Raw genomic sequence first — 19,225 nt, 5'->3', positions numbered from 1 at the left:
GCCCTTTTAACGACCTTATTGGAGAAACATGATGATCCCGGTAATTCTTTCTGGTGGTAGCGGTTCCCGTCTGTGGCCTCTGTCGCGCAAGCAGTTCCCCAAGCAGTTCCTGGCCCTGACCGGTGAGCACACGCTGTTCCAGCAAACCCTGGAGCGCCTGGTGTTCGAAGGCATGGATGCACCCATCGTGGTGTGCAACAAAGACCACAAGTTCATCGTCCAGGAGCAGCTCGCCGCGCTGCAGCTCGAAACCCAGGCCATCCTGATGGAACCGTTTGGCCGAAATACCGCGCCGGCCGTGGCCATGACCGCCATGAAACTGGTCAACGAAGGCCGCGACGAGCTGATGCTGGTGCTGCCCGCCGACCACGTGATCGATGACCAGAAAGCCCTGCAACGCGCCCTGGCCCTGGCCACCGTGGCCGCCGAGCGCGGTGAGATGGTGCTGTTCGGCGTACCGGCCAGCAAGCCGGAAACCGGCTACGGCTACATCCGTTCCAGCCAGGACGCGCTGCTGCCCGAAGGCGTGGCGCGGGTCGCCCAGTTCGTCGAGAAGCCTGACGAGAAGCGCGCCGCCGAATTCGTCGCCGCCGGCGGCTACTTCTGGAACAGCGGCATGTTCCTGTTCCGTGCCAGCCGCTTCCTCGAAGAGCTGAAAAAGCACGACGCCGACATCTACGACACCTGCGTGCTGGCCCTGGAGCGCAGCAAGGAAGACGACGATGTGCTGAGCATCGACGAAGCCACCTTCGCCTGCTGCCCGGACAACTCCATTGACTACGCGGTGATGGAGAAGACCCAGCGCGCCTGCGTGGTGCCGATGACGGCCGGCTGGAGCGACGTGGGCTGCTGGTCGTCGCTGTGGGAAGTGCACGAGAAGGACGCCGACGGCAACGTCACCAAGGGCGATGTGGTGGTGCAGGACAGCCGCAACTGCATGATCCATGGCAACGGCAAGCTGGTGTCGGTGATCGGCCTCGAGAACATCGTCGTGGTCGAGACCAAGGACGCGATGATGATTGCCCACAAGGACAAGGTCCAAGGCGTCAAGCAGATGGTCAAGACCCTCGACGACCGGGGCCGCAGCGAAACCCAGAACCACCTGGAAGTGTACCGCCCGTGGGGCTCGTATGATTCGGTGGACATGGGCGGCCGCTTCCAGGTCAAGCACATCACCGTCAAGCCCGGCGCCAGCCTGTCGCTGCAGATGCACCACCACCGTGCCGAGCACTGGATCGTGGTGTCCGGCACTGCCGAGGTGACCTGTGACGAGAACGTGTTCCTGCTGACCGAGAACCAGTCGACCTACATTCCGATTGCCTCGATCCACCGCCTGCGCAACCCGGGCAAGATCCCGCTGGAAATCATCGAAGTGCAGTCCGGAAGCTACCTGGGCGAGGATGACATCGAGCGCTTCGAGGATGTGTATGGGCGGACTTCGACGCCGGTCGAGCGTGGGGTTTCGGTGAAGACCATCGCGCAGTAAGCAAGACCCTGGGCCGCTTTGCGGCCCAATCGCCGGCAAGCCGGCTCCCACAGGTACTGCACAGACTTCAAACGCTGCGCTGTACCTGTGGGAGCCGGCTTGCCGGCGATTGGAGGGCAAAGCCCTCCCCACTTTTGAGGCCACCGCGATTTGGCGCTACGATGGTCGGACCCGCACAACCAAGGTCTGCCTGCGCCATGATCATCGGTGCCTTCCTCATCCTCACCTGGCTGGTGCTGCTTTTGCGCTACCCGGCCAAGGCCCTGCCGATTTCGCTGGCCGCTGTCTGTGGCCTGGCCCTCGTGGCGCTGGCGGTCGTCTGGCAAGACAACCGTGAAACCTCGCAACTGGCACGGCTCGATCTGCGCCTGACCTACGCCCCGGACCAATGCCCCGCCGACCGCGCCCTGCAGGTGCGCATGAAAAACGGCAACGAGGTTCCACTCACTGAGCTGCGCTGGCGCGTGGCGGCCTATGCGCCGGGCGATACGGTGAACCTGGCCGAGAACACCTACAGCGCTCCACGCTATCGTGGGCCGGGTGAGCTACAGCCGGGGGCCGAGTGGAAGGACTGCCTGCCGTTGCCACCGCTGCGTGCCGGGTATCGACCGCAGACCCTGGAGTTTCGGGCCGAGCACCTGCAAGGTACATTTTCCAATTGATGCATAGGCTGCACCGGCCCTATCGCCGGCAAGCCGGCTCCCACAGGTACGCCACAATGCTTGAGATCTGTGGTGTACCTGTGGGAGCCGGCTTGCCGGCGATAGGGCCAGTGCAGTCAACCCAAACCTCTCCCGACCACAGGCCTACCCCATGCCCACCGTCCTGATCACCGGTTGTTCCAGCGGCATCGGCCGCGCCCTGGCCGACGCCTTCCGCGATGCCGGCTACACCGTCTGGGCCACCGCCCGCAAGCCCGATGATGTCGAGCGTCTGAGCGCCGCCGGCTTCACAGCCCGGCAACTGGATGTAAACGACACCGACGCCCTGGCCCGCCTGGCCGAGGAAATCGAAACCCTCGACATGCTGATCAACAACGCCGGCTACGGCGCCATGGGCCCCTTGCTCGATGGCGGTGTGGACGCCATGCGCCAGCAATTCGAGACCAACGTGTTCGCCGTGGTCGGCGTCACCCGCGCGTTGTTCCCGCTGCTGCGCCGCACGCGCGGGCTGGTGGTGAACATCGGCAGTGTCTCGGGTGTGCTGGTGACGCCTTTCGCAGGCGCCTACTGCGCCTCGAAAGCTGCGGTGAATGCTTTAAGCGATGCCTTGCGCCTGGAACTGGCGCCGTTCGGTGTACGGGTGATGGAAGTGCAACCCGGGGCGATTGCCTCGCAATTCGCCAGCAATGCCCAGCGGCAGGCCGAGCAGGTACTGGCGGCAGATTCGCCGTGGTGGCCGCTGCGTGAGCATGTGCAGGCTCGGGCGCGGGCTTCGCAGGACAAGCCAACCTCGGCAGCGGCGTTTGCCCAAGGACTGCTGGCGGCCACGCGCAAGTCGCCGGTGCCTGCGGTGGTTCGCTTGGGCAATGGCAGTACGGCGCTGCCATTGATGGCTCGGCTGCTGCCACGGCGGTTGCTGGATTGGGCGTTGCGCAAGCGCTTCGGGCTTTTGCGCCCGCTTTGAGATTTCGCTTGGCTGTACCGGCCCTATCGCCGGCAAGCCGGCTCCCCCAGGAACCGTGTGTTGCACATACCCTGTGGGAGCCGGCTTGCCGGCGATAGGGCCAGAACAGGCAACCCTACGATCAGGCAATGGAACGCAATACCCCACCATCGACCCGCAACGCTGCCCCGGTGGTCCCACTGGCCTGCAGCGAAGCCAGATAGACCACCATGTTCGCCACCTCCTCCACCGTTTCCAATCGCTTGAGCAGCGAAGTAGGCCGGTGCTCGGCCAGGAAGTTGGCTTCAAGCTCCTCACGACTGACGCCTTGCTCCAGTGCCAGCTTGGTCATGAAGTCATCCACCCCTTCGGAACGCGTCGGCCCAGGCAACACCGAGTTGACGGTCACCCCAGTGCCGGCCAAGGTCTCGGCCAACCCACGCGACACCGCCAGCAGCGCCGTCTTGGACATGCCGTAATGCACCATCTCGATCGGGATCTGCAACGCCGACTCGCTGGACAGGAAGATCACCCGCCCCCACGAGCGTTCGGCCATGCCCTGGGCGTAGTGGCGCGACAGGCGCACGGCGCTCAGCACATTGACGTCGAAGAAGCGCTGCCAGTCGGCATCCTCGATCTCGAAGAACGGCTTGGGCTCGAAGATGCCGAGGTTGTTGACCAGGATGTCGGTGTGCGGCACCTGGTCGAACAGCTGCTGCGCGCCCTCCTGTGTGCTCAGGTCGGCGGCGACGCCGATGATCCGGGCGTGCGGCAAGCGCTCGCGGACCGCGTTGAGGGCATCGTCGACACGCGCCTGGGTGCGGCCGTTGAGCACCACTTCGGCACCGGCGTCGGCCAGGCCGGTGGCAATTGCCAAGCCGATGCCGGCGGTGGAACCGCTGACAATGGCGCGTTTACCATTCAAGGAAATGTGCATTTTTGCCTCCTCGCTAGTCTGGAGAATCGCTGGGGCGGCTTTGCCGCCCTTTCGCGACACAAGGCCGCTCCTACACGGGTTCGCGTGGTGCCTGTAGGAGCGGCCTTGTGTCGCGAAAGGGCCGCAAAGCGGCCCCAAAAATCACGCCTTGTGCGCAAGCTGGTCATCAAACGCCTGCCACCCACCACCCAAAGCCTTGTACAACCCCACCAGCGCCTGCGACACCGCCGCGGAGCTGTCGATCCACTGCTCTTCACTGGCCAGCAGGTCGCCCTGCACGGTCAGCACATTGAGAAAGTCCACCGCCCCTTCCACGTACTGGCGCTGGGCCGTTTCCAGGGCGATACGGTTCTGCCGCACCGCCTCGGCCAAATGATCGCGACGCAACTGGCTGGCGTTGTACAGGCGTAGCACATCGTCGATTTCATGCCAGGCCGCGAGCACCACTTTGCGGTAGTTCAGCGCCGCTTCCTGCTGTTGCGCTTCACGCAGCTCCAGGGTGCCGGTGAGCCGCCCGCCCTCGAAGATCGGCAGCGACAGCTGCGGGCCAAAAGCGAAGCGGCGCGAATCCCAGGCACCAAAGTCAGAGAGCTGCATGGCCTGGAAGCCGACGCTGCCCGACAGACGGATGCTCGGGTAGAAGTCCGCCTTGGCCACGCCGATGCTGGCCGTGGCGGCATGCAGGCGGGCTTCGGCCTGGCGGATGTCCGGGCGGCGCTCGGCCAGCTCAGATGGCAAGCCGATGGCGAACGACTGCTGCGGTGCGGGCAGCTCGCCACCCTCCAGCAACTCGGCCTGCAGACTGCGCGGCGGCTCGGCCGCCAGCAGGCTGAGGGCGTTGATCAGATCGTCACGCCGGGCCTCCAGGCTCGGCAGGCGCGCTTCGATGGACGCGACCTGGGCGCTGGCCTGGGCGACGTCGAGGCGGGTGGCGACACCTTCGGCCTGGCGGTCTTCGGACAGTTTCAGGCTGTGCCGGGCAACCTTCAGGTTGTCGCGGGTCACCTCCAGGGTGTGCTGCACAGCCCGCAGCTGAATGTAGTTGCCGGCCGTTTCCGAGAGCAGCGCCAGCAGCACACCACGGCGGTCGTTCTCGGCCACTTCCACGCTGGCATCGGCGGCTTCCACCTGGCGCCGCACACGGCCCCAGAGGTCCAGCTCCCAGCCGGCGACCAGGTCGCCCTGCCAGAGGTTGAAAGCCGATTTACCTGCATGACCAGAGGGGTCGCTCAGGCCTTCGGCGCTGTTACGGGCGCGGCTGTAGCCTGCGCCGGCATCGACCGACGGTACTTCATCGGCCGCCACGGTGCTACGCAGGGCGCGGCTTTGCAGCAGACGTGCGCTGGCCATCTGCAAGTCGAGGTTGCGTTCGGCGACGCGCTGGATCAGCGCGCTCAAGCGGGCATCGTTGAAGCTTTCCCACCAGCGCAGTTCCAGCGGCTCGGCCTGTGGCTGGCTCGGCGCGGCTTCACCTTGCAGTGGTGCCCACTGCGCTGGCGCCTGGCTGTCCGGGCGCTGATAGTCCGGCCCGAGGGTGCAGCCGGCCAGCAGCATGGCCAACAGCAATGGGCTCAAGCGTACGGCGGGCTTCATCGGGCACTGACCTGTTTGCCGGCGAGCGTGTCGCCCTGGGTATCGATGGTCGCTTCCACCGACATGCCCACGCGCAGGCGTTCGAGCAGCGGCTGGCCGTCATCGAAGACAATCTTCACCGGAATGCGCTGCACCACCTTGGTGAAATTGCCGGTGGCGTTGTCCGGCTTCACCGCGGCGAAGGTCACGCCCGTGGCCGGGGCGATGCTTTCGACATGGCCGGTGAGTGTTTCACCGGCGAACGTGTCAACGCTGATGCGCACCGGCTGGCCAGGCTGCACGTGGGTCAGCTGGGTTTCCTGAAAATTGCCGACCACATAGGCGTGCTGCAACGGCACCACCGACAGCAGGCGCGCGCCCGGATTGACGAACGCTCCCACCCGCAGCGCACGCTCGCCGACCATGCCATCGGCTGGCGCGGTGATGCGGGTGTAGGAAAGATCGAGCTGGGCTTTTTCCAGGCCCGCTTCGGCACGTTTCAACTGGCCGTCGGCGCTGGCTACCTGGGCGCTGAGAATGTCTACCTGCTTGCGTGTTGCCACCAGCGCCGCCTGAGCATTGGCCAGCCGTGCACGGGCCTGGTCGACCCGGCTGCGCGCCTGCTGGGCGTTCTGCACCGTGCCGGCGCCCTGCTCGGCCAGGCGGCTGTAGCGGTTGACCTCATGATCGGCAAAGGCCGCTTCGGCCTGCGCGGCCTTCACTGCCGCCTCGGCCTGGGCGATCAACGAGGCCTGGCGCTCAAGGGTGGCGCGGGCATCGGCGCTTTGCGCCTTGGCCACCAGCAACTGGGCCTGGGCAGCATCCAGGGCGGCCTGGTAATCGCGCGCGTCGATAGTCGCCAGCAGTTGGCCGGCCTGGACCTGCTGGTTGTCTTCGACCAGCACTTCCCTGATGAACCCAGCGACCTTGGGCGCGACCACGGTGTAGTCGGCGATGATGTAGGCATCATTGGTGCTCTGGCGGTGGTCGCTGCCGAGCATCCAGGGGCCGACGATGCCGGCCAGCACGGCCACGGCGAGCACCGAGCCGATCACGATTGTCTTGCGCTTGTGGGTCATTTTCAGCGTCTCGGAATTCATCCAGGGTTCAAGCCACCGCACGCGGCGGGTAGACCCGGGTAGGCACGAAAGGAATCAGGCAGATCAGCGCCACGGCGATGCAGGCCATGACCAGGTAGAGGTCGGCCGAGGTCAGCACCAGCGCTTGATCGTGGATACGCTTGGCAAGGCCCGCGGCGTTGTCGTCGATCAGCGGGGCATTGCCCAGGCTGTCCACCAGGTGGTTGGAATGAAAGTGCCGGCGCAGGGTGCCGAGGGCATCCAGCAAGCCACCGGCGATGACTGCGGCCAGGCCCTTGACGGTGTTGAACCAGCTCGATGCGAACGGGCCTTCCTGCGGCGTCATGCCATTGGTGGAGAGCATCAGTAGCGGCAGCACGGCCATCGGCTGGCCGAACACCTGCAGCAGGTAGAACGGGTAGAAGTCGCCGCGGATCCATTGCGATGTCAGCAGGCTGCTGCCGATGCAGGACGCTGCCAGCATCGCCAGCCCGGCGCCCAGCACCCAGCGGCAATCCACCGCGCGGATATTGCACAGCGCTGCCGTCAGCGGCAGGGCGATCAACTGCGGCATGGCCACCAGCATCATCAATGGGCTGGTCTGCGCCGGGCGATAGCCCTGGATCTGCGCCAGGTACGCCGAGGGGATGCTGCCCACACCGGAGAGCACGATGAGCACGCCCGCCAGGGTCACCAGAGCGAAGCTCAGGTTGCGCCGCTGCAGCATGCGCAGCTGGAAGAACGGCAGGGGCTCGGACCATTCGTTGTACATGAACAGCACCAGCAGCAGCACACCGCCACCGAGCAGCCAGCCGATCAGCGGCGAGTCGAACCAGCCCCAGCGATCGCCCAGCGACAGACCGAGCACGATGCAACTGATGGCCGGCAGGCCGAGCAGCACTCCGCGCCAGTCGAACTGCTTGAAACGCTCCAGGCGCAGCGGGTCTTGCGGCAGGCCCCAGCCCACACAGAACATCGCCAGCGCCGAGGGCAGGATGATCTGCCAGAACGCCCACTGCCAGCCGACATACTCGGTCCACAGACCGGCCAGTGGCGTGCCGAGATTGGGCCCGAAGGTAGCGGTCAGGGCATAGCAGGCCAGGCCGTAGACCTTGATGCCCGGCGGCAGGAAGCGCAGCGCCACGCTCATCAGCATGGGCGGCAAGGCCCCCGAGGCGAAGCCCTGGAGGATGCGCAGCAGCATCAGGCTGTGCAGGTTGGGCGCGAACGGCTGCAGCAGGCCGAGCACGGCGAACAGGCCGATCGCGCTCAGGGTGAAGCGGCGCAGGGAGAAGGTGGTGGCCAGCCAAGGGGCGAAGGCCATGGCCGAGACCGAGGCGGCGCTGTAGACCGCCAGCAGCCAGGCGCCTTCATCGGCGCCGATGCCCATGGCACCGCGGATATCGGCCAGGGAAATCTTGGTCACCGACTCGTTGAGGCCGGCACAGAGCACCGCCAGCAAAACACCGAACAGCCCGACCACCACCCGCAGGCCGAACGCCGTCTGCACCGGTGCGACCGGCGCAGCGGCGACGGTAATCGCGGCAGATGGGGTGGATAGGGAACTCACGGGCAGACATCTCCAGCAACAATTTACGACTGGAGCAAGTCTATGAAGGTCCAATGCTGACGAAAACTGACTTATCGGTAGTTTTAAGTTGCGTCAGACGCAATCCAGGTTCGTCAGTGAGGGCCCTATCGCCGGCAAGCCGGCGATAGGGCCCTCACAGCCCATCAAGGATCAACGCTGCAACACGCCTTCAAGGTCTGCCGTAACCAGCGATGCGCCGGGTCGTTGTGAAAGCGCGGGTGCCACGCCTGCAGCACCGTTACCCGCTCCAGCGGCACCGGTATCTCGAACGAGCGCAGCGGCAGCCCGAGCTTGTGCACACTGTTGAGGATGTTCGCCGGCATCGGCAGGATCAGGTCCGAATCCGGCAGCGAAAACAGCGCCGAGTGAAAGCTCGGGGTAATCAGTGCCACCCGCCGCTGGACCTTGAAGTTGGCGAGTTCGACGTCGATCGGCCCATTGGCCCGCCCCCGTCGGGACACGCTGATCTGTGGATAACTGGCAAAGCTGTGCGGGGTGATCGGCAGATCGAAGATCGGGTGGTCACGCCGCGCAAGGCCCACGTAGTAGGTCTGGAAAAGGCTCTGTACCTTGATTTCCGGGCCCAGGTCGACGGTCGAACTGATGATCAGGTCGGTGCGCCCATCGCGCAGCACGCTGTCATCGTCACCGCCGGGGCTCTCGGGTACGAAGCGCAATACCGTGCGCGGCGCCTGCTCGTGCATGCGGCGCAGCAACTGGGCGCCGTACAAGGCAATGAACAAATCGTTGGTGCGGATGTTGAAGGCGCGGTCAAGCCGAGGCAAATCGACTTCGTCAGCACTGCGAAATACTTCCCCGGCCTGCTCCACCAGCGCTGCAACCTGCTCGCGCAGGGCCAGTGCCCGTGGTGTCGGCACCAGGCCACGGCCGGCCCGCACCAGGATCGGATCGCCCAGAGCATCACGGATGCGTCCCAGGGTCCGGCTCATGGCCGCCGGGCTCAGGTTCATGCGCTGTGCAGCGCCGACCACGCTGCCTTCGTCGAGCAGGGCATCGAGGGCGACGAGCAGGTTCATGTCCGGGAGTTGCATGGCCGATTTCCATGGCGGTTGTGGGAAAGCGGATGTTAACAGCTTGGTGGATTGCACCAGACGCAATGCGCTCGTGCGTGCTGGGGCATTTATCTGAATCCTTGAATGGGCCATAAGTGATGCAGTGGCTGTACCAGCCCAATCGCCGGCAAGCCGGCTCCCACAGGTACATCACAAAATTCAAGCACTGTGCTGATCCTGTGCTCCCACAAGGTACAGGCAGATTTCAAGCACTGCGCTGTACCTTGTGGGAGCCGGCTTGCCGGCGATTGGGCCAGTACAGGCAACAGATCATCCCGCTTCAACAAGGATCCCCATGCCCAGCCCCGTCCTCATCGCCATCGACGCCTCCCCCGCCGCCAGCGCCCTGCTCACCCTCGCCCGCCGCTACTGCCGCCCCGGCGAGCACGAACTGCACGTGCTGCTGGCCATCGATTCGACCTTCACCGTGCATGACGCACCGGCGCCCTACACCGCCGAGGAACTGGAGGAATACCCCGCTGCCTGCGAAGAACAACGCGTGGGCGAGCGCGCCGTGGCCGAGGCCGTCGCCACCCTGCAACAGGCCGGCTTCACCAGTCAGGGCTGCATGGTCGCCGGGCAGCCGGTCGAGGCGATTGTCGCCAAGGCGCAGGAACTGCAGTGCGAGCTGATCATCATGGGGCACCGGCATTTGTCACGATTGGGGCGGATGCTGGATCCTTCGATCAGCGCGAAGGTGATTGATCGAGTGAAAGTACCCGTATTGGTGGGAGCTGCAGGCTAATCGTCAAAAGCAGTGCAGTTAACCCATTCAGACCAAGCGTCAGGAAAACCGTCATAGCGGGTAAGCCAAGGCTTCAACTCCGGGCTTACCCAACCAATGACCTCCAGGCAGAGGAGGTGCCTTTGGCGAAGGTCAGGCTCCAACTAAAGCAACGCATCATGATGAGCCGCTCGGTTGCGTAGATCCCGAATCAGGTTCAGCGCCTTTGAAATTTCATTCCTTTGTCGCCTTTTCTTCGGGCATCGAGGAAAGGCCAGACGTAACTCCTTCCAGAATTCATGCTCATGCCGCGTATTGAGCAGGGAGACCCAAAATCCAAAGCTCAGGTCTGAAATAACCTTGTCAGGTGTTAAAGCATGACGCTTCGCTTTGATAGCGGTCTTGGCCTTTTCGATTTCAGATCGATCACCCGTAGTGAATGTGCCCGCAGCCTCCCACCAGTCAGCCCGGCCATACTTGACCTTCAGTGCATGATGCATGGCGTTGCGCAGACTGATCTCCAGTACGTGAAGACAGGGGTAGAGTGCCTGCCCTAACAGCATACTGTGGGCGTAGGCCTTGGCAGCAGGGGCTTTACGAGGGTTGATTGCGTATCGAGCAAGGCGTGGCTTGGAAAATGCCTGCTCGAGTGGAGGATTCCAGTCCTGGTTTGTCAAACTCGACCATCCTGTATTAGCATTCGCGGTGCAGCCCTATGTCGCCCTCTCCCAGAAGACCGGATGGTCATGCTGGTGATGACGCTAGGTACGTATTAATGGCCCCGCATTGCGGGGCCATTTGTTTTCCGGATCGCTAACGGCAAAGCCTCTGCACTCAACGGGCGATTCGAAGTCGATATTGTGCTATCCGCCCCCCATCGCCCTCATCAAGCCCTAGTCCCATCCTTCCGTAGTCCATTTCCCAAATACGTCGGTAGTCAATTATTCACCCCTCGCTCGGCTTCACCACCACCGTACAAGTCGTCCCCGCCGCCAGCAAGAACCCCTCCGGCACTTCATCGATGTGAATCCGCACCGGCACCCGCTGCGCCAGTCGCACCCAGTTGAAGGTCGGGTTCACATCGGCGATCAGCTCGCGGCTCTGCGGGTTGTCGCGGTCATAGATACCGCGCGCGATGCTCTCCACATGGCCCTTGAGGCGCTCGCCGCTCATCATCTGCAGGTCAGCCTGGTCACCCACCTTCACATGCGGCAGCTTGGTCTCCTCGAAGAACCCGTATACCCAGAACGAGTTCTCGTCGACCACCGCCATCACCGCCTCGCCGGTGCGCGCATAGTCACCTTTGTGGATATTCAGGTTGGTCACGTAACCATCCACCGTGGCCACGATCTGGGTGCGCTTGAGGTTCAACTGCGCCGCCGCCAGCGTGGCCTGGGCCTGCTGGTAATCGGCCAGCGCGGAGTTGGCGATGTTGCTGGCGTCGTCACGGTTTTCCTTGGAGATCACCAGGTTGTCCATGTCGGCACGGCGCTTGGCGTTGACCTTGCGCATGTCCCAGGTGGCCTTGCGCGAGGCGACCAGGGCCTTGGCCTGGTCGACGGCCAGTTGGTAATGCTCGGGGTCGATCTGGATCAGCACATCGCCCTTCTTCACCCGCTGGTTGTCCAGGACCTTCACGTCCACCACATAGCCGGGCACGTCGGCGGCGACGTTGATGATGTCGGCGCGCACGCGGCCGTCGCGGGTCCACGGCGTGGTCATGTAGTGCAGCCACAACTGGCGACCGATCACCACGGCAGCGGTCAGCACCAACAGGGTGGCGATCAGGCTGAAAAACTTTTTCATCGAAGGATTCTCACCAGTAGAGCGACAGCGCCAGGGCGCCGAACAGGCAGACGAACAGGGACAGGCGCAGCAGCGCCGGGTGCCAGAAGAAGCGGTAACCATCATGACTGGCGATGAACCGGTCCAGGCCCCAGGCCAGGCCCAGGGCGAACAGGAACATCAGGGTCATGGTGGGCATGTACACGCCATGGAAGGCGATTTCACGGGGCATGGTGCAATCCTTTCGCCGGTGCCAGCGGCGACTGTGGGTCGAGCAGGGAAGAACGGATGAAGTGCAGGTAGCTCTGCGCACGGCGCAGCACCGAGGTGTCGAAGTGCCGGGCGAAAGGTTCGTCGGTGGCTTGCACGCGGCTGATGGCATGGTCCACCGCCACCAGTGCGCGTTCGTGGTTGCTGGCACTGGGCTGCAGGAACAGCCGCGCCAGGGCCCGCCCCATGACACGAATCGCCTGGCGCCATGGCTGCGATTCGGCATAGGCCGGGTGAATCGGGGCGCGGGCCTGCTCCTTGCGCAGCTCGATGATGGCGTGGCCGATCTCAAGTACGGTGAACATCCAGCCCATCAGCTCGCTCTGCACCTGCGGCTTGCCGGCCGCCAGGCCATAGGCCTGGTGCAGCAGGTCGCGGGTGCGGCTTTCGAAGGCCGAGCCGAGGCCGCGTAGGCGCCCACTGATGGCGTACAGCACCTGCTCGCGCAATTCCTGCTCAAGGCGGCTCCACAACCAGCGGCTGTTGGGCGGGAGGATGATCGCCCCGGCCGCGGCGCAGACGAACATGCCGATGACCATGCCGATGTAGTCATTGATGAAGCTGTACGGGTCGTAGACGGTGAGGTTGTTGGGCACTGTACCGATGGCGAAGAACACCAGCAGGCCCAGGCCATAACCGGCATACGCCGGGCGCGAGGACAGAAACGCGCCGAGCACGAACACCGGCGCCAGCACCATGCACAGCAAGGGGAAGCCATCGATCCAGGGGAACACGAAGAAGGTTTCGAAGAAGCCGATAAAGGCGCCGATCGCGGTGCCGCAGGCCATCTGGAACGACATGCGCTTGGGGTTCGGCGAAGCCGCCGACAGGCCCACGGTAACAGTGGCGATCAGGGTCATCATGGCACCGCTGGGCCAGTCGCTGAGCAGCCAGTAACTGCCCAGCAGCAACAGCACCGCCGATGCACGCACGCCAGCTGCCAGCGATACCAGCCAGCTGGTCTGCGCGACATACGGCTCATCCCACTGCTCGCGTTCGTGGGTGTGCGCGGCCAGCGAGGCGTGGGTCTCGGCGTAGCTGAACATCTCGTCGACGAAGCGGTACAGCAGCTCGAACGCGGTGTGGAAGTCGAGCAGGTCGGACTCGCTGGGGTTGGTCTCCAGGTACTCGTTGCGCAGGCCACGTACCTGGGCCTGCAGTCCCTCTTTGTAAGCGGCCAGCTCCAGGGTCAGGCGCAGCGCGTCGGCGTCGGTCAGGGCGCGGCCAACGTAGGGCTGCAACAGCTCGACCAAGGTATTGAGGCCCGGCTCGATGGCGCCGACGATCTGCAGCGGACCGCGGGCGCGCAGGCGCTCCAGCAGACGGTGCAAGGCGTTGAAGCGGGTGGTGATGGCCATGAACTCGCTGTTCATGCGCACCAGTCGGCCAGAGCGCCTGCGCATGTGCGGGTCTTCGAACGCGGTAACGTTACGCAGGCTCTCAAGGCCCACCGCCTCGGCGACAAAACGCACGTTGCTGGTTTCGAAACGGTCGCGCTGGCTGTCGCCGCGCAAGGCTTCGACGACCACCCCGGCGAACACCCCAAAGCGCTGGTACAAGGCGTTGCGCATGGCGGCACTGGCCGATTGCGGCAGGATCGCAGCGCTGACGAAGGTCGACACCAGAATCCCCAGGGCAATCTCCAGCACCCGCCACACCGCCGCCATGAAGGCCTGGTCGGGGTGCTGCAGCACGGGCAGGCCGATCATCGCCGCGGTGTAGCCGGCCAGCACGAAGGCGTAGGCACGGAAGGTGCGGTAACGCATGGCACCGGCCGAGCACAGGCCGACCCACACGGCCAGGCTGGGCAGGAACAGCTCGGTGTTCTGCGGGAAGATGGCGATCAGCGCCACCATCATCGCCGAGCCGGCCAAGGTGCCCAGCACCCGGTAGAAGCTCTTGGCGAACACATGGCCGCTCTGCGGCTGCATGACGATGAACACGGTGATCATCGCCGTGCGCGGTTGCGGCAGTTCCAGGCGCATGGCCAGCCACAGGGTGATGAACGCGGCGGCCAGGACCTTGAAGATATAGACCCAGGTCACCCCGTCGGTGCGCGCCCAGGCAAAGAAGCCCCGGCGCCATTCCAGGCTGTGCAGCCAGCGCAGGGGCAGGCTCGATGTGCTCATTCGGCGTGGTCCGCCTTGCGGTCGAGGATGGCCAGGGTGGCCGGGGTTTTCGGGGCGGCCTGGCGATCGTCGTCAGGCACGTCCTGGCCCGCCTGCAGGCCGCCGCCCAGGGCGGTCACAAGCTCGGCATGGGCCACCAGGCGGGCGGCCTGCACCTGCTGTTGCACTTGTTGCTGGCGGAACAGCAAGGTCTGCGCGTTGAGCACGTTGAGGTAGTCGGTGAGGCCGCGCTGGAAGGCCACCAGGGCGATGTCGTAGGTCTTTTGCGCGGCCGCCACCGACTCGGCGGCGAAGTGCGACTGCTCCTGCATCGACTCACGACGGATCAGCTGGTCGGAGATATTTTTCAGCGCGCCAACCACGGTCTGGTTGTAGTGCGCCACGGCCATGTCATAGCCAGCCGAGGCCACGCCCAACTGCGAACGCAGGCGGCCGCCGTCGAAGATCGGCAAGCTGATGGCGGGGCCGACGTTGTAGTTGAACTTGCGCCCGGTAAGAAATTCCAGCGCCCCGCCGCCCGTGGCCATGAAGCCCAGGCTGCCGACCAGGTCGACGTTGGGGAAGAAGCCGGCATGGGCGACATCGATGCCGCGTGCCTGGGCGGCCACCTGCCAGCGGCTGGCAACCACGTCGGGGCGCTGGCCGACCAGTTCGGCCGGCAGTGCCGACGGCAGCTTCAGCGGGGCGCCGAGGGTCAGGGTCGGACGCTGGATCTGCGCGCCCTCCCCCGGCCCTTTGCCGGCCAGTGCTGCCAGCTGGTTGCGGGTCAGGGCGATTTCTTCGTTGAGGCTGTCGAGCTGACGGTGGGTTTCAGGCAGCGGCGCTTCGGCCTGACTGACCTCGAAATGGGTGCCGATGCCGCCGTCGAGGCGGCGCTTGGCCAGGGCCAGGATCTGTTCCTGCTGTTCGAGCTCGGCCTTGACGATATCGCGCTGGGCAAAGTGCAGGCTCAGCTGGATATAGGCGCGTACTACGTTGTTCTGCAGCTCCAGCTGCGCCTGGCGGGCCTCGGCCACGCTCATGTGCGCCTGGTCCACGGCCTGCTCGCTGGCGTTGCGTTCGCGGCCCCAGAGGTCGAGGGCGTAGCTGAAGCCGATGGCAGCGTTGTTGTCCCAGGTGTTGGCGCCCGACAGCGCGCCAGGGCCGTAGAACTGGTCTTCAGGCCAGTTGTGGCGCTTGAGGCTCGCCTGGCCATTGACCTGAAGCTTTTCTGCCGACTCGACCACACCGGCCATGGCCTTGGCCTCGCGCACCCGCGCCGCGGCCATGGCCATGCTTGGGCTACCGGCTACGGCCAGGGCAAGCCAACGGTCCAACTGGGGGTCGCCATAGGCGTGCCACCACTGCTGGTCGGGCCAGTGGGCGTCGGTCGCGGCTTCACGGATGGCCGCGTCGGTGGTCAGGGTATTGGCTGGCAGCGCTTTGTTTTGCGGGGCGATGCCCCAAGTTCCGATACAGCCGCTCAAGGTAAGGCTAAGGGCACAGGCACTGAACGCTTGAAGCGCTCTGATGATGCGACGCGGCACAGCTGCGATTTCCCGAGGAAGAGGTGGAGGGGCCGAGCAATTCTAGGGGGCCGCCGCACTGGCGATAAGCGCAGATTCCTGCGAATCTTTGTTACCAAAACAGCGATAATCCGGCTTTGGTCGAAGGCAACTTTTCGTTCTTTTGAAGTAACTTCGTGACACAATTTTGTCCTCTACCTTGAGAGTGACCCATGGACACCCTGCAAAACATGCGTGCTTTCAGTTGCGTAGCCCAGCTCGGCAGCTTTACGGCCGCTGCGGCGCAACTGGATACGACCACCGCGAACGTGTCGCGGGCGGTCTCCAACCTGGAAGCCCATCTGCATACCCGGCTGCTCAACCGTACGACTCGGCGCATCGCCCTGACCGAGGCAGGCAAGCGTTACCTGATGCGCTGCGAACAGATTCTTACCTACGTGGAAGAAGCTGAAGCCGAAGCCAGCGATGCCCACGCCCGGCCTGCCGGGCAGTTGAAGGTGCACTCGATGACCGGGGTCGGCCAGCATTTCGTCGTCGATGCCATTGCCCGCTACCGCGAGTCGCACCCGGACGTGACCTTCGACCTGACCATGGCCAACCGCGTGCCCGACTTGCTCGACGAGGGGTACGACGTGTCCATCGTGCTGGCCACCGAGCTGCCGGACTCAGGCTTCGTGTCGCAGCGCCTGGGCATCACCTACAGCATTGTCTGCGCATCGCCGGAATACGTGGCCCGGCATGGCTTCGCGAACAAGCCGCTGGACCTGCTCAACCATTCGTGTCTGCGCATGGTCAGCCCGGTGATTCCGTTGGAGAAGTGGCTGTTCGACGGCCCCGAAGGCCAGGAGCTGGTCAACATCACCAGCTCGCCGTTCCAGGTCAACTCGGCCGATGCCATGAAGACGGCGATTCGCAGCGGCATGGGCATGGGTGTGCTGCCGATCTACTCGGCGATCGATGGGTTGCGCGATGGCAGCCTGGTGCGGGTGATGCCGGACTACCGGCTGCAGGAGCTGAACCTGTATGCCATCTATCCGTCGCGCCAGTACCTGGATGCCAAGATCAAGACTTGGGTCGAGTACCTGCGCAACTCGCTGCCGGAGATTCTGGCTGCCCATGAGGCCGACCTGAAAACCCATGAGTTGCTGATCGCCAACTGAAAAAGCTGCTGCGCGGCGGTGGTGGACAATGGTAGGTTGCTAAGCAATCACACCGACCCACCGCCCTGAGAAGTTGCCCGATGAAAAAGACCGTCCTGGCCTTCAGCCGTATCACCCCGGCCATGGCCGAGCGCCTGCAGCAAGACTTCAACGTGATCCTGCCGAACCCGAAACTTGGCGACATCAATGCCCAGTTCAACGAAGCCCTGCCCGAGGCCCACGGCCTGATCGGGGTTGGCCGCAAGCTGGGCCGCGCACAGCTCGAAGGCGCGGCAAAGCTGGAAGTGGTGTCCAGCGTCTCGGTCGGTTACGACAACTACGACCTCGACTACTTCAACGAGCGCGGCATCGCCCTGACCAACACCCCCGACGTGCTGACCGAAAGCACGGCCGACCTGGGCTTCTCGCTGATCATGGGCTGTGCCCGCCGCACCGCCGAGCTGGACGCCTGGACCAAGGCCGGCCAGTGGCAAGCCACCGTCGGCCCGGCCCACTTCGGCACGGACGTGCACGGCAAGACCCTGGGTATCGTCGGCCTGGGCAACATCGGTGCAGCCATCGCCCGTCGTGGCCGCTTCGGTTTCAACATGCAGGTGCTGTATGCCGGCAACAACCGCAAGCCGGCGCTTGAGCAGGAACTGGGTGCGCAACATCGCAGCCTTGAGCAACTGCTGGGTGAAGCCGACTTCGTCTGCATCGTGGTGCCGCTGTCCGACGCCACCCGCAAGCTGATCGGCGCGCGCGAGCTGAAGCTGATGAAGCCGAGCGCGTTCCTGATCAACATCGCCCGCGGCCCGGTGGTCGACGAGGCGGCGCTGGTCGAGGCGCTGCAGAACGGCACGATTCGCGGTGCCGGCCTGGATGTGTACGAGAAGGAACCGCTGAGCGACTCACCGCTGTTCAAGCTGCCCAATGCGCTGACCTTGCCGCACATTGGCTCGGCCACTGCCGAAACCCGCGAGGCCATGGCCAATCGGGCGATGGACAACCTGCGCGCGGCGCTGCTCGGTGAGCGGCCGCGGGATCTGGTGAATCCGCAGGTGTGGAAGGGCTGATAGATCTTTATCGCCTGCACTGGCCTCATCGCCGGCAAGCCGGCTCCCACAGGTAACACCACAACCTTGAGAACAGTGGCGCACCTGTGGGAGCCGGCTTGCCGGCGATAGGGCCGGAACAGGCGAAAACTGCCTACTTGGCCAACACCACTCCCCCCTTCACCGCGCCCTTGGGCTTGCGGAACACCAGCACATTCCCCGCCATCACCGCCACCAGCCCCAGCAACGCCGGCGCCGTCCACACATACCCCTCGGCAAACGCCGACACATTCAGCGCCACCAGCGGGAACAGCACCGTGCAATAGGCCGCCCGCTCCGGCCCCATGCGCCCGACCAGGGTCAGGTAAGCGGTAAAGCCGATCACCGAACCCGGTATGACCAGGTACAGCAGCGAACCGATGTAACGCGTATTCCATTCCATGGCGAACGGAACGCCACTGACCACGCAATACCCGGCCAGCATCACCGCGCCATAAACCATGCCCCAGGCATTGGTGGTCATCGGCTTGAGCCCGGCCTTCTGCTGCATGCTCGACAGCATGTTGCCGGCCGAGAAGCACAGGGTGCCAAGCAGGGCCAGGCCCAGGCCGTACAGGGTTTCGCGGCTGGCCGCATGGTGTGCCAGCTCGGGCCAGAACAGCAGGCCCAGCCCCAGCAAGCCGAGCGCCCCGCCGCCGAGTACGTTGCTGGCGATCTTCTGGCCGAAGAACACCCGCGCATTCAGCGCATTCCACAGCGTCGCGGTCGAGAACACCACGGCGATCAGGCCACTGGCGATCCACTGGCTGGCCGTGAGAAAGCACATGAAATTGACGCAGAACAGGCAGAAACCCTGGGCCAGGCAGATCAGGTGGCCGCGCCGGTTCATCGGCTGCAGGCGGCGCGAGAGCAGGAGGATGGCGAACAGGATCAGGCCGGCCAGGGCGAAGCGGTAGACGATCGACACCGGGATGGCGACCACGCCCAATTGCAGTTTCAGGGCGATCCAGGTGGTGCCCCAGATCAGGACAGTGAGCAGGTACAGGGACAGGTTCATGGGTGGGGCTCCTTGGGCGTTCGATCATGGGGCCGCTTTGCGGCCCATCGCCGGCAAGCCAGCTCCCACAGGTACCTGTAGGAGCTGGCTTGCCGGCGATCGAGGGCGCAGCCCTCGCCAAGGCCACCAGTGTTCCGCCGCCTGCCGCACCGCGCTTGCACATTCTTGCGGTTTTCTCACATCGCCTGCTGCCACCCTGTCCCAGTAGCAGTACGATG

General features: G+C 64.5%; 17 protein-coding genes. 6 read left to right on the top strand and 11 right to left on the bottom strand.

The genetic code is table 11. The features are described 5' to 3' along the window. Positions 1 to 31 precede the first annotated feature (31 nt). The 3 genes from ACIPZB_RS12940 (at position 32) to ACIPZB_RS12930 (ending at position 3,112) form a co-directional block, all read left to right on the top strand. A complete protein-coding gene (locus tag ACIPZB_RS12940; protein WP_400640509.1) occupies positions 32 to 1,486 on the top strand; it encodes a mannose-1-phosphate guanylyltransferase/mannose-6-phosphate isomerase in 1,455 nt (484 codons plus the stop codon). Positions 1,487 to 1,683: 197 nt separating this feature from the next. Next, the gene (locus ACIPZB_RS12935) at positions 1,684 to 2,148 is read left to right on the top strand and encodes a multidrug transporter (RefSeq protein ID WP_400640508.1); all 465 of its coding nucleotides are present in this window, start codon (positions 1,684 to 1,686) and stop codon (positions 2,146 to 2,148) included. 151 nt (positions 2,149 to 2,299) lie between these two features. Beyond that, complete coding sequence (locus ACIPZB_RS12930) at positions 2,300 to 3,112, top strand: SDR family oxidoreductase (RefSeq protein ID WP_400640507.1); 813 nt, start codon at positions 2,300 to 2,302, stop codon at positions 3,110 to 3,112. Between the two features lie 121 nt (positions 3,113 to 3,233). On the opposite strand, the gene ACIPZB_RS12925 is transcribed toward ACIPZB_RS12930, so the two are convergent. The 5 genes from ACIPZB_RS12925 to ACIPZB_RS12905 form a co-directional block, all read right to left on the bottom strand. Further along, positions 3,234 to 4,028 (bottom strand): SDR family NAD(P)-dependent oxidoreductase, encoded by a 795-nt coding sequence (locus ACIPZB_RS12925; protein ID WP_400640506.1) that lies wholly within the window; start codon positions 4,026 to 4,028, stop codon positions 3,234 to 3,236. Positions 4,029 to 4,169: 141 nt separating this feature from the next. Further along, positions 4,170 to 5,621, bottom strand: a complete 1,452-nt coding sequence (locus tag ACIPZB_RS12920; protein ID WP_400640505.1) for an efflux transporter outer membrane subunit — start codon at positions 5,619 to 5,621, stop codon at positions 4,170 to 4,172. After that, positions 5,618 to 6,679, bottom strand: a complete 1,062-nt coding sequence (locus ACIPZB_RS12915; protein ID WP_400640930.1) for an HlyD family secretion protein — start codon at positions 6,677 to 6,679, stop codon at positions 5,618 to 5,620. The genes ACIPZB_RS12920 and ACIPZB_RS12915 overlap by 4 nt, the downstream gene beginning before the upstream one ends. A 28-nt stretch (positions 6,680 to 6,707) precedes the next feature. After that, a complete protein-coding gene (locus tag ACIPZB_RS12910) occupies positions 6,708 to 8,249 on the bottom strand; it encodes an MFS transporter (protein WP_400640504.1) in 1,542 nt (513 codons plus the stop codon). A gap of 164 nt (positions 8,250 to 8,413) precedes the next feature. Beyond that, positions 8,414 to 9,322: a LysR family transcriptional regulator gene (locus tag ACIPZB_RS12905; RefSeq protein ID WP_008093574.1), complete on the bottom strand. Its 909-nt coding sequence runs from the start codon at positions 9,320 to 9,322 to the stop codon at positions 8,414 to 8,416. Between the two features lie 316 nt (positions 9,323 to 9,638). On the opposite strand from ACIPZB_RS12905, the gene ACIPZB_RS12900 reads away from it, so the two are divergent. Next, a complete protein-coding gene (locus tag ACIPZB_RS12900) occupies positions 9,639 to 10,088 on the top strand; it encodes a universal stress protein (RefSeq protein ID WP_400640503.1) in 450 nt (149 codons plus the stop codon). Positions 10,089 to 10,231: 143 nt separating this feature from the next. Here the strand turns inward: ACIPZB_RS12900 and ACIPZB_RS12895 are convergent, their stop codons facing one another. The 5 genes from ACIPZB_RS12895 to ACIPZB_RS12875 form a co-directional block, all read right to left on the bottom strand. Then, positions 10,232 to 10,744: a hypothetical protein gene (locus tag ACIPZB_RS12895; protein ID WP_400640502.1), complete on the bottom strand. Its 513-nt coding sequence runs from the start codon at positions 10,742 to 10,744 to the stop codon at positions 10,232 to 10,234. Between the two features lie 268 nt (positions 10,745 to 11,012). After that, positions 11,013 to 11,873: an HlyD family secretion protein gene (locus ACIPZB_RS12890; protein WP_008097764.1), complete on the bottom strand. Its 861-nt coding sequence runs from the start codon at positions 11,871 to 11,873 to the stop codon at positions 11,013 to 11,015. Positions 11,874 to 11,883: 10 nt separating this feature from the next. Next, entirely contained in the window at positions 11,884 to 12,084 is a 201-nt protein-coding gene (locus ACIPZB_RS12885) for a DUF1656 domain-containing protein (protein WP_008097766.1), read from the bottom strand. Further along, the gene (locus ACIPZB_RS12880; protein WP_008097768.1) at positions 12,074 to 14,251 is read right to left on the bottom strand and encodes an FUSC family protein; all 2,178 of its coding nucleotides are present in this window, start codon (positions 14,249 to 14,251) and stop codon (positions 12,074 to 12,076) included. The genes ACIPZB_RS12885 and ACIPZB_RS12880 overlap by 11 nt, the downstream gene beginning before the upstream one ends. Further along, entirely contained in the window at positions 14,248 to 15,777 is a 1,530-nt protein-coding gene (locus ACIPZB_RS12875; protein WP_400640501.1) for an efflux transporter outer membrane subunit, read from the bottom strand. Before ACIPZB_RS12875 ends, ACIPZB_RS12880 begins: the two co-directional genes overlap by 4 nt. Before the next feature lie 191 nt (positions 15,778 to 15,968). Between ACIPZB_RS12875 and ACIPZB_RS12870 the strand changes: the two genes are divergently transcribed. Next, positions 15,969 to 16,916, top strand: a complete 948-nt coding sequence (locus tag ACIPZB_RS12870) for a LysR family transcriptional regulator (RefSeq protein ID WP_008097771.1) — start codon at positions 15,969 to 15,971, stop codon at positions 16,914 to 16,916. A gap of 80 nt (positions 16,917 to 16,996) precedes the next feature. Continuing rightward, positions 16,997 to 17,971 (top strand): 2-hydroxyacid dehydrogenase, encoded by a 975-nt coding sequence (locus ACIPZB_RS12865; protein WP_400640500.1) that lies wholly within the window; start codon positions 16,997 to 16,999, stop codon positions 17,969 to 17,971. A gap of 133 nt (positions 17,972 to 18,104) precedes the next feature. On the opposite strand, the gene ACIPZB_RS12860 is transcribed toward ACIPZB_RS12865, so the two are convergent. Then, positions 18,105 to 19,007, bottom strand: coding sequence for a DMT family transporter (locus ACIPZB_RS12860; RefSeq protein WP_400640499.1), 903 nt, complete (start codon positions 19,005 to 19,007; stop codon positions 18,105 to 18,107). Between the last annotated feature and the right edge of the window lie 218 nt (positions 19,008 to 19,225).

Source organism: Pseudomonas sp. NPDC089396, assembly GCF_044749545.1.
Taxonomy (GTDB): domain Bacteria; phylum Pseudomonadota; class Gammaproteobacteria; order Pseudomonadales; family Pseudomonadaceae; genus Aquipseudomonas.
The sequence above is the reverse complement of the archived record's forward strand: the minus strand, read 5'-3'. Positions and strand labels throughout refer to the sequence as shown.